Source organism: Shigella sp. SIG3, from assembly GCF_053555855.1.
Genome location: NZ_JBQZXE010000023.1, coordinates 1 through 14176 on the forward strand (window position 1 = coordinate 1; position 14176 = coordinate 14176).

At 50.2% G+C, this 14176-nt stretch carries 11 protein-coding genes; 7 read left to right on the forward strand and 4 right to left on the reverse strand.

The window, feature by feature from the left end; genetic code table 11:
- Positions 1-29: 29 nt before the first annotated feature.
- From adiA to pmrB, 6 genes are all read left to right on the forward strand, one after another.
- The gene (gene adiA, locus ACUU1I_RS06835; RefSeq protein ID WP_077697515.1) at positions 30-2297 is read left to right on the forward strand and encodes an arginine decarboxylase; all 2268 of its coding nucleotides are present in this window, start codon (positions 30-32) and stop codon (positions 2295-2297) included.
- Positions 2298-2621: 324 nt separating this feature from the next.
- A complete protein-coding gene (gene adiY, locus ACUU1I_RS06840; RefSeq protein WP_001217053.1) occupies positions 2622-3383 on the forward strand; it encodes a DNA-binding transcriptional activator AdiY in 762 nt (253 codons plus the stop codon).
- A gap of 136 nt (positions 3384-3519) precedes the next feature.
- Complete coding sequence (gene adiC, locus ACUU1I_RS06845) at positions 3520-4857, forward strand: arginine/agmatine antiporter (protein WP_000093154.1); 1338 nt, start codon at positions 3520-3522, stop codon at positions 4855-4857.
- Positions 4858-4960: 103 nt separating this feature from the next.
- Positions 4961-6604, forward strand: a complete 1644-nt coding sequence (gene eptA, locus ACUU1I_RS06850; RefSeq protein WP_024260587.1) for a phosphoethanolamine transferase EptA — start codon at positions 4961-4963, stop codon at positions 6602-6604.
- Entirely contained in the window at positions 6601-7269 is a 669-nt protein-coding gene (gene basR, locus ACUU1I_RS06855) for a two-component system response regulator BasR (RefSeq protein ID WP_000697923.1), read from the forward strand. Before eptA ends, basR begins: the two co-directional genes overlap by 4 nt.
- Positions 7270-8370: a two-component system sensor histidine kinase PmrB gene (pmrB, locus tag ACUU1I_RS06860; RefSeq protein WP_001052137.1), complete on the forward strand. Its 1101-nt coding sequence runs from the start codon at positions 7270-7272 to the stop codon at positions 8368-8370.
- Here the strand turns inward: pmrB and pmrR are convergent.
- The 4 genes from pmrR to crfC form a co-directional block, all read right to left on the reverse strand.
- A complete protein-coding gene (gene pmrR, locus ACUU1I_RS06865) occupies positions 8346-8435 on the reverse strand; it encodes an LpxT activity modulator PmrR (RefSeq protein WP_000797656.1) in 90 nt (29 codons plus the stop codon). The two genes, pmrB and pmrR, sit on opposite strands and share 25 nt — an antisense overlap.
- A gap of 111 nt (positions 8436-8546) precedes the next feature.
- A complete protein-coding gene (gene proP, locus ACUU1I_RS06870; protein ID WP_000919720.1) occupies positions 8547-10049 on the reverse strand; it encodes a glycine betaine/L-proline transporter ProP in 1503 nt (500 codons plus the stop codon).
- A gap of 263 nt (positions 10050-10312) precedes the next feature.
- Positions 10313-11191, reverse strand: coding sequence for a YjcZ-like family protein (locus ACUU1I_RS06875; RefSeq protein WP_000169148.1), 879 nt, complete (start codon positions 11189-11191; stop codon positions 10313-10315).
- Positions 11188-13416: a clamp-binding protein CrfC gene (crfC, locus tag ACUU1I_RS06880; RefSeq protein ID WP_000288600.1), complete on the reverse strand. Its 2229-nt coding sequence runs from the start codon at positions 13414-13416 to the stop codon at positions 11188-11190. Before crfC ends, ACUU1I_RS06875 begins: the two co-directional genes overlap by 4 nt.
- A 401-nt stretch (positions 13417-13817) precedes the next feature.
- On the opposite strand from crfC, the gene ACUU1I_RS06885 reads away from it, so the two are divergent.
- Positions 13818-14153, forward strand: a complete 336-nt coding sequence (locus tag ACUU1I_RS06885; protein ID WP_001300891.1) for a zinc ribbon domain-containing protein YjdM — start codon at positions 13818-13820, stop codon at positions 14151-14153.
- Positions 14154-14176 lie beyond the last annotated feature (23 nt).

Sequence of the window (14176 nt, forward strand, 5' to 3'; positions counted from 1 at the left end):
AAGATTCCTTCATAACCGGGTAAGCAATGATGAAAGTATTAATTGTTGAAAGCGAGTTTCTCCATCAAGACACCTGGGTCGGTAACGCCGTTGAGCGTCTGGCAGATGCTTTAAGCCAGCAAAATGTTACCGTGATTAAATCCACCTCCTTTGATGATGGTTTTGCCATTCTCTCTTCAAACGAAGCCATTGACTGCCTGATGTTCAGCTATCAAATGGAACATCCGGACGAACATCAAAACGTCAGACAATTGATCGGTAAGCTTCATGAGCGCCAACAAAACGTGCCGGTCTTCCTGTTGGGCGATCGGGAAAAAGCCCTCGCCGCAATGGACCGGGATCTGCTGGAGCTTGTCGATGAATTCGCCTGGATTCTGGAAGATACCGCCGACTTTATCGCCGGACGCGCCGTTGCCGCGATGACCCGCTACCGCCAGCAGCTGTTGCCGCCACTGTTCAGCGCGCTGATGAAATATAGTGACATCCATGAATATTCCTGGGCAGCGCCAGGCCACCAGGGCGGCGTTGGTTTTACCAAAACACCCGCCGGACGTTTCTACCATGACTACTATGGTGAAAATCTGTTCCGCACCGACATGGGCATCGAACGAACTTCCCTCGGTTCTTTGCTTGACCATACTGGCGCATTTGGCGAAAGCGAAAAATATGCCGCACGCGTATTTGGTGCCGATCGCTCCTGGTCGGTAGTCGTCGGTACTTCCGGCTCTAACCGCACCATCATGCAGGCTTGCATGACCGATAACGATGTCGTGGTCGTTGACCGTAACTGCCATAAATCCATCGAACAAGGTTTGATGCTGACAGGCGCGAAACCGGTCTATATGGTGCCAAGCCGCAACCGCTACGGCATTATCGGGCCAATCTATCCGCAGGAAATGCAACCTGAAACCTTGCAAAAGAAAATCAGTGAAAGCCCGCTGACCAAAGACAAAGCCGGGCAAAAACCGTCTTACTGCGTGGTAACCAACTGCACCTATGACGGCGTGTGTTATAACGCTAAAGAAGCGCAGGATCTGCTGGAAAAAACCTCCGATCGTCTGCACTTTGACGAAGCCTGGTACGGCTATGCACGTTTCAACCCGATCTATGCCGATCACTATGCCATGCGCGGCGAACCTGGCGATCACAACGGTCCTACCGTTTTCGCCACCCACTCCATCCACAAACTGCTGAATGCGCTGTCACAGGCTTCTTATATTCATGTACGTGAAGGTCGTGGGGCGATTAACTTCTCCCGCTTCAACCAGGCCTACATGATGCATGCCACCACCTCCCCGCTGTATGCCATCTGCGCATCCAACGACGTGGCGGTGTCGATGATGGACGGCAACAGCGGCCTGTCACTGACACAGGAAGTGATTAACGAAGCGGTTGATTTCCGTCAGGCGATGGCGCGGCTATATAAAGAGTTCACCGCTGACGGTAGCTGGTTCTTCAAACCGTGGAACAAAGAAGTCGTCACCGACCCACAAACCGGCAAAACCTATGACTTTGCTGACGCACCAACCAAACTGCTGACCACCGTTCAGGACTGCTGGGTAATACATCCGGGCGAAAGCTGGCACGGCTTCAAAGATATTCCGGATAACTGGAGTATGCTCGACCCAATTAAAGTCAGCATCCTTGCTCCGGGAATGGGTGAAGATGGTGAACTGGAAGAAACCGGTGTTCCGGCGGCGCTGGTCACTGCCTGGCTTGGTCGCCACGGCATTGTGCCTACCCGCACCACTGACTTCCAAATTATGTTCCTGTTCTCTATGGGCGTAACCCGTGGGAAATGGGGGACTCTGGTTAACACCCTTTGCTCCTTCAAACGCCACTATGACGCCAACACACCGCTGGCGCAGGTGATGCCGGAACTTGTTGAACAATATCCTGACACTTACGCGAACATGGGGATTCACGATCTGGGTGACACCATGTTTGCCTGGCTGAAAGAAAACAACCCTGGCGCACGGTTGAACGAAGCCTATTCCGGCCTGCCGGTGGCGGAAATCACCCCGCGTGAAGCGTACAACGCGATTGTCGACAACAATGTCGAACTGGTATCCATTGAAAATCTGCCAGGACGCATCGCGGCAAACTCAGTTATCCCGTATCCGCCAGGAATCCCGATGCTGCTGTCTGGTGAAAACTTCGGCGATAAAAACAGTCCGCAAGTAAGTTATTTACGCTCGCTGCAATCCTGGGACCACCATTTCCCTGGATTTGAACACGAAACTGAAGGGACTGAAATTATTGACGGTATTTACCACGTTATGTGCGTGAAAGCGTAACCACTATTCCGCTGAAGGCGTAATTGTTTAAATAACATTACGCCGCCTGGCCTTAGGCCTTTTGAGTATGGCAACGTTTTCATAAAAATTGCTGCAAACAAAAATGTCATACTTTTTGCGCGGCCCCACCCCGCGCTTTTTTTTGCCTGTTATTTATCCTGTAAAAAAATATGTACATGAGAAATTACTATAAAAATTTGTAATATTAGTAAAACTCGTTATTTTTATGCATGTTTATATTCATCATATAATTATATAACCATTTCCCGGTATCGCTTTGCTTTAGCGAGAACTGGTCTTTTATTCGCACTCAGGAGTACATGTATGAGGATTTGCAGCGACCAACCTTGTATTGTTTTATTGACTGAAAAAGATGTCCGGATAAGGGTGAATGGGAAAGAACCTATTAGCCTTAAAGCTAACCATATGGCGTTATTAAATTGTGAAAATAATATTATCGACGTCTCCTCTCTTAACAACACTTTGGTTGCTCATATTAGTCACGACATCATCAAAGACTACCTCCGGTTTCTGAATAAAGATCTCTCGCAAATACCAGTATGGCAACGTAGCGCTACGCCCATACTCACCCTGCCATGCCTGACGCCAGACGTCTTTCGCGTTGCCGCGCAACACAGCATGATGCCCGCAGAAACTGAGTCAGAAAAGGAACGAACACGCGCATTATTATTCACGGTGCTATCCCGTTTTCTCGACAGTAAAAAATTCCTTTCATTAATGATGTATATGTTACGTAATTGTGTAAGTGACAGCGTTTATCAAATTATTGAAAGCGATATTCACAAAGACTGGAATCTTAGTATGGTAGCCAGTTGTTTATGTCTTAGCCCAAGTCTGTTAAAGAAAAAGTTGAAAAGCGAAAACACCAGTTATAGCCAAATAATCACCACCTGCCGCATGCGTTATGCCGTAAATGAATTAATGATGGACGGTAAAAATATCTCTCAGGTATCACAGTCCTGCGGCTACAACAGTACGTCGTACTTTATTTCTGTCTTTAAAGACTTCTACGGTATGACGCCGCTGCATTATGTTAGTCAGCACAGAGAACGCACTGTCGCCTGATTTTTAACCTTAACGAAGAGCTATATTAATAACGGCATCAGCGATAACCCGGTCGATAATAATTCAACTATCGAATGCAGGCGTATGATATGACGTAATTTATTGTCACGAAGCTCGCCTTCGCAGGAGTTTAATTATGTCTTCGGATGCTGATGCTCACAAAGTGGGCTTAATCCCCGTCACCCTGATGGTGTCGGGGAATATTATGGGGTCAGGTGTTTTTCTGTTACCTGCAAACCTGGCCTCCACTGGCGGGATTGCCATTTATGGATGGTTGGTGACGATTATCGGTGCGCTGGGGCTCTCGATGGTATACGCCAAAATGTCGTTCCTCGACCCAAGTCCTGGTGGTTCTTACGCTTACGCCCGCCGCTGCTTTGGCCCGTTTCTCGGTTATCAAACCAACGTCCTCTACTGGCTGGCCTGCTGGATCGGCAATATCGCCATGGTGGTCATTGGCGTAGGATATTTAAGTTACTTCTTCCCGATTCTGAAAGATCCATTGGTATTAACCATCACCTGCGTCGTGGTGCTGTGGATCTTCGTCCTGCTGAACATTGTCGGTCCGAAAATGATCACCCGCGTGCAGGCCGTTGCCACTGTGCTGGCGCTGATCCCCATCGTCGGGATTGCCGTATTTGGCTGGTTCTGGTTCCGTGGTGAAACCTATATGGCGGCATGGAACGTCAGCGGCCTGGGCACCTTCGGTGCGATTCAAAGTACCCTTAACGTTACGCTGTGGTCGTTCATCGGTGTGGAAAGTGCCTCCGTTGCCGCAGGTGTGGTGAAAAACCCGAAACGCAATGTCCCTATCGCCACCATTGGTGGGGTATTGATTGCCGCCGTTTGCTATGTGCTCTCCACCACCGCGATTATGGGGATGATCCCTAATGCCGCACTGCGCGTTTCTGCCTCGCCATTCGGTGATGCCGCACGGATGGCGTTGGGTGACACCGCTGGGGCCATTGTTTCCTTCTGCGCAGCTGCGGGTTGCTTAGGTTCACTGGGCGGCTGGACGTTGCTGGCGGGTCAAACGGCGAAAGCCGCTGCCGATGACGGACTGTTCCCACCGATTTTTGCCCGTGTAAATAAAGCGGGTACGCCAGTGGCGGGGCTGATTATCGTCGGTATTTTGATGACCATCTTCCAGCTCAGCAGCATTTCACCAAACGCGACCAAAGAGTTCGGTCTGGTTTCTTCCGTCTCGGTCATCTTTACACTGGTGCCATATCTTTACACCTGTGCGGCGTTACTGCTGCTCGGCCACGGTCACTTTGGTAAAGCACGCCCGGCATATCTGGCTGTTACTACCATTGCCTTCCTCTACTGCATTTGGGCCGTGGTGGGGTCCGGGGCGAAAGAGGTTATGTGGTCATTTGTCACCCTGATGGTCATCACCGCCATGTATGCGCTGAATTACAACCGGCTACATAAAAACCCGTATCCCTTAGATGCACCAATAAGCAAAGATTAATTCCCCTTAATCCAGCAAACATAAAAGCCAACCTTAAGAACTTAAGGTTGGCTTAATTTTGCTTTGCGAGCATATGCGCACTTTGTTCGATGGAAACACCGTGATGTTGAAGCGCCTACTAAAAAGACCCTCTTTGAATTTACTCGCCTGGCTATTGTTGGCCGCTTTTTATATCTCTATCTGCCTGAATATTGCCTTTTTTAAACAGGTGTTGCAGGCGCTGCCGCTGGATTCGCTGCATAACGTACTGGTTTTCTTGTCGATGCCGGTCGTCGCTTTCAGCGTGATTAATATTGTCCTGACACTAAGCTCTTTCTTATGGCTTAATCGAACACTGGCCTGCCTGTTTATTCTGGTTGGCGCGGCTGCACAATATTTCATAATGACTTACGGCATCGTCATCGACCGCTCGATGATTGCCAATATTATTGATACCACTCCAGCAGAAAGTTATGCGCTGATGACACCGCAAATGTTATTAACGCTGGGATTCAGCGGCGTGCTTGCTGCGCTGATTGCCTGCTGGCTAAAAATCAAACCTGCCACCTCGCGTCTGCGCAGTGTTCTTTTCCGTGGAGCCAATATTCTGGTTTCTGTACTGCTGATTTTGCTGGTCGCCGCACTGTTTTATAAAGACTACGCCTCGTTGTTCCGCAATAACAAAGAGCTGGTGAAATCCTTAAGCCCCTCTAACAGCATTGTTGCCAGCTGGTCATGGTACTCCCATCAGCGACTGGCAAATCTGCCGCTGGTGCGAATTGGTGAAGACGCGCACCGCAACCCGTTAATGCAGAACGAAAAACGTAAAAATTTGACCATCCTGATTGTCGGCGAAACCTCGCGGGCGGAGAACTTCTCCCTCAACGGCTACCCGCGTGAAACTAACCCGCGGCTGGCGAAAGATAACGTGGTCTATTTCCCTAATACCGCATCTTGCGGTACGGCAACGGCAGTTTCAGTACCGTGCATGTTCTCGGATATGCCGCGTGAGCACTACAAAGAAGAGCTGGCACAGCACCAGGAAGGCGTGCTGGATATCATTCAGCGAGCGGGCATCAACGTGCTGTGGAATGACAACGATGGCGGCTGTAAAGGTGCCTGCGACCGCGTGCCTCACCAGAACGTCACCGCGCTGAATCTGCCTGATCAGTGCATCAACGGCGAATGCTATGACGAAGTGCTGTTCCACGGGCTGGAAGAGTACATCAATAACCTGCAGGGTGATGGCGTGATTGTCTTACACACCATCGGCAGCCACGGTCCGACCTATTACAACCGCTATCCGCCGCAGTTCAGGAAATTTACCCCAACCTGCGACACCAATGAGATCCAGACCTGTACCAAAGAGCAACTGGTGAACACTTACGACAACACGCTGGTTTACGTCGACTATATTGTTGATAAAGCGATTAATCTGCTTAAAGAACATCAGGATAAATTTACCACCAGCCTGGTTTATCTTTCTGACCACGGTGAATCGTTAGGTGAAAATGGCATCTATCTGCACGGTCTGCCTTATGCCATCGCCCCGGATAGCCAAAAACAGGTGCCAATGCTGCTGTGGCTGTCGGAGGATTATCAAAAGCGGTATCAGGTTGACCAGAACTGCCTGCAAAAACAGGCGCAAACGCAACACTATTCACAAGACAATTTATTCTCCACGCTATTGGGATTAACTGGCGTTGAGACGAAGTATTACCAGGCCGCGGATGATATTCTGCAAACTTGCAGGAGAGTGAGTAAATGAAAATTCTGATTGTTGAAGACGATACGCTGTTATTGCAGGGACTGATTCTGGCGGCGCAAACCGAAGGCTACGCGTGCGATGGCGTGACAACCGCGCGGATGGCGGAACAAAGCCTTGAGGACGGTCATTACAGCCTGGTGGTACTGGATTTAGGGTTACCCGACGAAGATGGACTGCATTTTCTCGCCCGTATCCGGCAGAAAAAATACACCCTGCCGGTACTGATCCTCACCGCTCGCGATACGCTGACCGACAAAATCGCCGGGCTGGATGTCGGTGCCGATGACTATCTGGTGAAGCCTTTTGCGCTGGAAGAGTTACACGCCCGTATCCGCGCCCTGCTACGACGCCATAATAATCAGGGCGAAAGTGAGCTGATTGTTGGCAATCTGACGCTGAATATGGGTCGCCGTCAGGTATGGATGGGCGGTGAAGAGTTGATTCTGACGCCCAAAGAATATGCTCTGCTGTCACGGTTAATGCTCAAAGCAGGCAGTCCGGTACATCGGGAAATTCTCTACAACGACATCTATAACTGGGACAATGAACCCTCGACCAACACCCTGGAAGTGCATATCCACAATCTGCGCGACAAAGTGGGCAAAGCCCGTATCCGCACCGTGCGCGGCTTTGGCTATATGCTGGTCGCGAATGAGGAAAACTAATTGAATCTGATGCGTTTTCTGCGCCGACCAATATCGCTGCGCCAACGGCTGATATTGACCATCGGGGCCATTTTGTTGGTGTTTGAGCTGATCAGCGTCTTCTGGCTATGGCATGAAAGTACCGAGCAGATTCAACTGTTTGAGCAGGCGCTACGCGACAATCGCAACAACGATCGCCACATCATGCGTGAGATCCGCGAGGCGGTCGCCAGCCTGATTGTCCCCGGCGTCTTTATGGTCAGCCTGACGCTATTTATCTGCTATCAGGCGGTACGCCGCATCACCCGCCCGCTGGCGGAGCTGCAAAAAGAGCTGGAAGCGCGCACCGCCGACAACTTAACGCCCATTGCCATTCACAGCGCCACCCTCGAAATCGAAGCGGTGGTTTCGGCGTTGAACGATCTGGTCAGTCGCCTGACCAGCACGCTGGATAACGAAAGGTTGTTTACCGCTGACGTCGCGCACGAACTGCGAACGCCACTGGCGGGGGTGCGTTTGCATCTGGAACTGCTGGCGAAAACGCATCACATTGATGTAGCACCGTTAGTGGCACGGCTTGATCAGATGATGGAGAGCGTCTCCCAGCTGCTGCAACTGGCGCGTGCCGGACAGTCATTTTCTTCCGGTAATTATCAACATGTAAAACTGCTGGAAGATGTCATTCTCCCCTCGTATGACGAACTCAGTACCATGCTCGACCAGCGACAGCAAACCCTGCTATTGCCAGAGAGCGCCGCCGACATCACCGTTCAGGGTGATGCAACCCTGCTGCGGATGTTATTGCGAAACCTGGTAGAAAACGCCCATCGTTACAGCCCGCAAGGCAGCAACATTATGATTAAGCTGCAAGAAGATGGCGGAGCGGTCATGGCAGTTGAAGATGAAGGACCAGGTATTGATGAGAGTAAATGCGGGGAGTTGAGTAAAGCGTTTGTACGTATGGACAGCCGTTATGGCGGGATTGGTCTGGGGTTAAGTATTGTCAGCCGCATTACACAGTTGCATCACGGGCAGTTTTTCCTGCAAAACCGGCAAGAGACTTCCGGCACGCGGGCCTGGGTACGGCTGAAGAAAGATCAGAACGTGGCAAACCAGATATAAAGAAAGCTGCTGACCACCAGCACGCTGAACACGGTAGTTAAACTTTCATAAACACGGTTTTTCATTGCACTCTCCTCCGTTAACCTGGAGGAGAGTATGCGCGTCAGAGATTAAGTGAACCTTAAGAGTTCAATTGGCCTGATAAGACAGCGTCACATCAGGCCATCCGTTTCAGCTTATTCATCAATTCGCGGATGTTGCTGCACCAGGCGGGTACGTTTCGCCTGCAAATCGGCAATCTCGTGGTCAATATTATCGATTTTCTGCTCGATATTATCGTAATGCTCGACGAGAATTTCCTTCGCTTCCTGTATATCTGACGCCGCCGGTGTCGCACCTTTCAACGGACGATTTGCCGTCTCTTTCATGGTTACGCCGGTGATTAAACCAATCACCGCCACTACCATCAGGTAATAGGCAGGCATCATCAGATTCTGCGAGCTTTCGACCAGCCAGGCCGCCAGTGTTGGCGTCAGACCGGCAACCAGCACCGAAATATTAAATGCCGCCGCCAGCGCGCTGTAACGGATATGCGTCGGGAACATCGCTGGCAAGGTAGAAGCCATAACGCCCATAAAGCAGTTAAGGATCACCGCCAGCATCAGTAACCCGGCAAAAATCAGGCCGATGACGTTACTGTTAATCAGAATAAACGCCGGGATCGCCAACACAAACAGTGCAACACTACCAAGTAGCACAAACGGACGACGGCCAAAACGGTCACTCAGCAAGCCCATCACCGGCTGGACAAACAGCATACCGATCATAATGGCGATAATAATCAGCACCCCGTGGTCTTCGGAGTAATGCAGGTTATGCGACAAATAACTCGGCATATAGGTCAGCAACATGTAGTAAGTCACGTTGGTGGCAATTACCAGACCAATACATGTCAACAGGCTGCGCCAGTATTTAGTGGCAATCTCTTTAAACGAGACTTTCGGGCCATCCTGCAAACCTTCGCGGTCGCCCTGTTCCAGTTTATCAACATGCTGCTGGAACGCCGGAGTTTCTTCCAGCGCATGGCGCAGGTAAAGCCCGATAATCCCTAACGGCAGAGCAATAAAGAACGGAATACGCCAGCCCCAGTCGAGGAAGTTCGCTTCGCCGACAATGGTCGAAATTAACACCACCACGCCCGCACCCAGCACAAACCCGGCAATAGAACCGAAGTCCAGCCAGCTGCCCATAAAGCCACGTTTACGGTCGGGGGAGTATTCCGCAACAAATATCGACGCCCCGGTATATTCACCACCGACCGAGAAACCTTGTGCCATCTTACAGATCAACAGCAGAATCGGTGCCCAAATACCAATCGTGTCGTAGGACGGTATTAAGCCAATACAGAACGTACTGATCGACATAATCACAATAGTGATAGCGAGGATCTTCTGGCGACCATATTTATCGCCCAACATACCAAAGAAGAGTCCGCCAAGCGGTCGAATCAGAAAGGGAACGGAGAAAGTGGCAAGTGCAGCAACCATCTGCACGCTGGGGTCAGCCCCCGGGAAAAAAACTTTACCTAATGCGTAAGCAACAAAACCATAAACACCAAAATCAAACCATTCCATTGCATTACCCAGTGATGCTGCGGTAATGGCTTTACGCAGTTTACCGTCATCAATAATGGTGACATCACGAAGGGTAATCGGTTTTACTTTTTTCCTTTTCAGCATAGCTTTCCTCGCAGAGTTGACCCATTTCCGCAAACGCCAGAAAAATCAGCGCGACGGCCGCAAAAGGGGAGCGGGAATTGCAGGATGCAATCTCTGTAACAAGCGTAGCGGGTTTGCTTACACCCTCCGGTTAAGGAATGTACAATCAAACCAGTTGACGCCTGAATTGGGCAGTTAATGACCTTTTTACCCTACCAGTGTTTAAATTTGTGATCAACTTCACACATGGATTTCGTTTAGGACTCATTGATGTAACTGATTATTTACGCCAAATTTACAGAGAAGATTTCCTCGACCATTGCCCCCACCAAACGCTGCGCTGAACAGAGTCGTGGCATCCCCAGCGCGACAGTTTGCCAGCGTTGGGTCACTGACCAGCAAACGGGTTGTTTATCTGCCGTGGTCCACTTTCCCAGCCAACTTAAAAAATCAGCATGATCCCCGCCCGTCGGAACGGTCGAAGAGGCAAACCACTGATGGTAATAGTGACGCGTGGTCGGTGCCGCATTGATACTCTCTGCCAGATGTTGTGTCGCTTTCTCGCGCAAATCACCCAGCAACAACACCACCGCTTGCGGGCTTCCCAGACGGCAGGCATCGCCAAATGCACCCCAGCGCAACTCCTCCAGAACGATAAAACAGCGCCCAGGCAACGACCAGGCGTTATACGCCCCAGCACGCCAGCGGGTAAAAATTTGCTCGCTCTGATCACCTGCCTGCACCAGTAGGCCTCGTTGCGTTAACGCCTTTTCCTTCCAGCGACAACGGGCTGAAAACCACTCATACAAGGCGGCAATTTGCTGGGGGAGCTCCGGGAAAGCAGAGTGCTGGCGGTGATCCATTTTTTGCAGCAGCGCCAGATGCTGCGCGATCTGCGTCAGCGCCAGATGACCGGGATCCAGCATCGACGCCAGTTTTTCCACCATTGTCAGTCGCAGACTAAGCGGCGCATTTAACATGCCGCTGTTCGTCCATGTCTGAAGCTGCACACGCGAAAGAAGTTCCTGCATCAGTCGTTCACGAAACTGCTGCTGATGGGCTTGAGGATGGCGGGCATCATCGCCCTGCGCCAGATCCACTAAAAAGCGCGGATGAACCGACTCCAGCACGCGACCGGGGCCGTCCAGTAACGTCTTGGTCAATATCGTTCTGCCGTGAAAAGTGTTTGAATATCATCGCGTAACAGCTGAGCGTCGGTGTAAATCCAGCTGTGAGTCATCACAGTCTGCTGCAATTGCTGCTGCATCAGCCTGACCACCGATTCATTTTGTTGACGCAGAGCCAGACTTTCGCGTAAACGCGTCTGTAATTCTGTCAAACATGAAGCGAACTCAGCGAAAAAAGTATTCATGCCTGCCGTAACAGATTCATCGACCTGCTCTGCCAGAACTTTAGCCATTTGTTGGCAATAGAGATCGACTTCTGCGCTTAATGCTCGTTGCAACACACTGTAATCAACCGTTTCTGTCGGGGATTTCTCATTTCCCCGTCCCCAGTCGGGCTGATTCAACCAGCGCGAAAAAGTCTCACGCACAACGCCTAAACGCGTGCTCTGCTCGTCCGTTGCTTCCTGGCGCGAAATGACTTCACTGAACAGCTGGCGAGTGTTGAAGTGGGGAACTACGCCGTGAAAAACAGGAAAATGAAACCCAGGACGAAACCCTGACTCGCTCAATTCCATTTTGACTTGTTGCTCAATGGGGCGAATAACATCGGTTAACACCCGGCAAAGGGTGGATTCCAGCTCGGCAAAACGCAGCGTAAAGTCGCGACTGATGGTGTTCTGCGCCGTCTGTAACAGTGTCTCACAGCGGGTACGAATCTCGCTTAACGGCTCCGAATCATCCTGAAACAAGGCGGCTAACTGCGCATTCACCGCATCTTGCTGTTGACGCAGAAAGTGGTTGGCGGAGGTCAGGGCCAGCTCGATTTCATGTTTAATCTCGCCGCTCACCTGCGCCTGATTGAGTTGCAATAGCTGCAAACTTTCTTCGACCTGATGGATATTTTGCCGCAATTGTTCACAAGCGACGTTTAACCCGTGCGCACGAAAATCCAGGTATTCCCGCGCCTGCTGCGCGTAATTCAACAGTTTATGCGCAGCAGATCGCAGAGCATACAATGAGGCGTTAGCGTAAGCGGCATGAAGCAACGCCTGAATTGGCTGGGCGAACAGCGAATCTTCCCACAACTGATCGGCAGCATGACGAATATGTTCGAGGTCCGCCAGATCGGCATGACGCCAGCGCCTGCCGAGCGCGGCATGGGCAAAATCTTCCACCCAGCGTTGTTGCTCTGGCGCTGGTAACTTACCGTTGTTGGCTAACTCATAGCGCGCCCGATTCGCCAGGTAGCCCCACATCGACGACACCGGGAATATCTGCTGTGGCGTAATACAGCCTTTCATCAGCGTCCCGGAAATCAGTGCCCGCACCTGGTCGGCGTCGTCACTGTTACGATCCTGTTGATCGAACTTATTGACCAGCACATACAGCGGCACCGATTGCCCCACCGCCAAAATCGCCTCACGGACCTCTTCATCGGAGATCGATTTCAGTTGCGTATAATCCAGCACCGCCAGTACCGCCGAGGCGCGTGCCAGCTGCTGGTTAAGCATTTTTTGCAGATGCGGTTGCCCGGCTTCATTTGGCCCGGGGGTATCCAGTAACGTCAACTGACCGGGATAACTTTCCAGCCCCGCCAGATGGACAAACTCCACTTCAATCACGGGAATATGCTCAATGGCGGCGTAAGCAGAAAAAGGAAAATCGACGTCCAGCGCCTTCGCCAGTCGCACTAAATCATTCAAACTTTTCAGACAATGAAAAATAGGCTGGGCACCCAGATAATATTTTTCGAAAGCGACGCCATTTTCGATCCGCTGCATAAGCGCACGCATATCTTTATCTATTTCCAGCACATCGGTCAGATGCTTAATATCGCAATCACGCAGGCGCTGTTGTAATTGTTGAATTAAACAATCGATTGGCGCGACATGTGAAAAATGCAGTACCGGTTCCTTTTGCCCGGGCGTATGGCGAATAAGCGTCGGCAGCGCAGTCATTGGGCGATTACGATTAGGCAGAACCTCCGTACCAACAATGGCATTAATGGTGGTTGATTTCCCTGCTTTCATGGTACCGACAATTGCCAGCACCATTTCCAGTCGGGAAATTTTACGCAACTCATTATTCAGCATCGCGTGACGTTCGGCGATATTAGGCTGACTCCAGGGTAAAGCCAGTTGTGGCGCGTCGTCTCCGGGTACAGAGAGAGGCATTTTTTCCAGTAACTGCAACTGTTGGCGAGAAAGCTGTAACAGGCGTTCAGCCTCCTGACTTAACTCATACAGGGTCTGTGTGTACATAGAAAATTCTTCCTTAAAGCAAATTTTGTTACTTTTATTTAGCCAGATTGTTTTTGAGTTCTGTTTTCGGCTTTTATAATTACTGCAAGAAATAATTTTATATTTAGTGTGTTGTTTTTTATCAGAATAAATAACGTCTTCTGATGCGTTTAAAACGTCAGAAAGATAAAAATATCATGTAAATAAAAAAAAGAACAAGTAGAGCATTAACATTATCTTAAATAATAAATAGAGGCAAAAAGATTATTTTCTTTTTGCGTTTCCTTTCAAATGAAAACGATCGTCGTCTAAAATCAGCAGTACCCCCGACAAACTCAGGGATTTTGTGTATAATTGCGGCCTTTTTCGGCAATCTGCCGTTTTTTGGCGCTTTTGCCCTGCTGACTTTTGAGGAAATCCACATGTCATTACCACACTGCCCAAAATGCAACTCCGAATACACTTACGAAGATAACGGCATGTACATCTGCCCGGAATGTGCCTACGAATGGAACGACGCAGAACCTGCACAGGAAAGCGACGAGCTGATCGTTAAAGATGCTAACGGCAATCTGCTGGCTGACGGCGACAGCGTTACCATCATTAAAGATCTGAAGGTGAAAGGTAGCTCTTCGATGCTGAAAATTGGCACCAAAGTGAAAAACATCCGCCTGGTTGAAGGCGACCATAACATCGATTGCAAAATCGACGGTTTTGGTCCGATGAAACTGAAATCTGAGTTTGTGAAAAAGAACTGATTGTATTGTGATCGGTAAGCCGA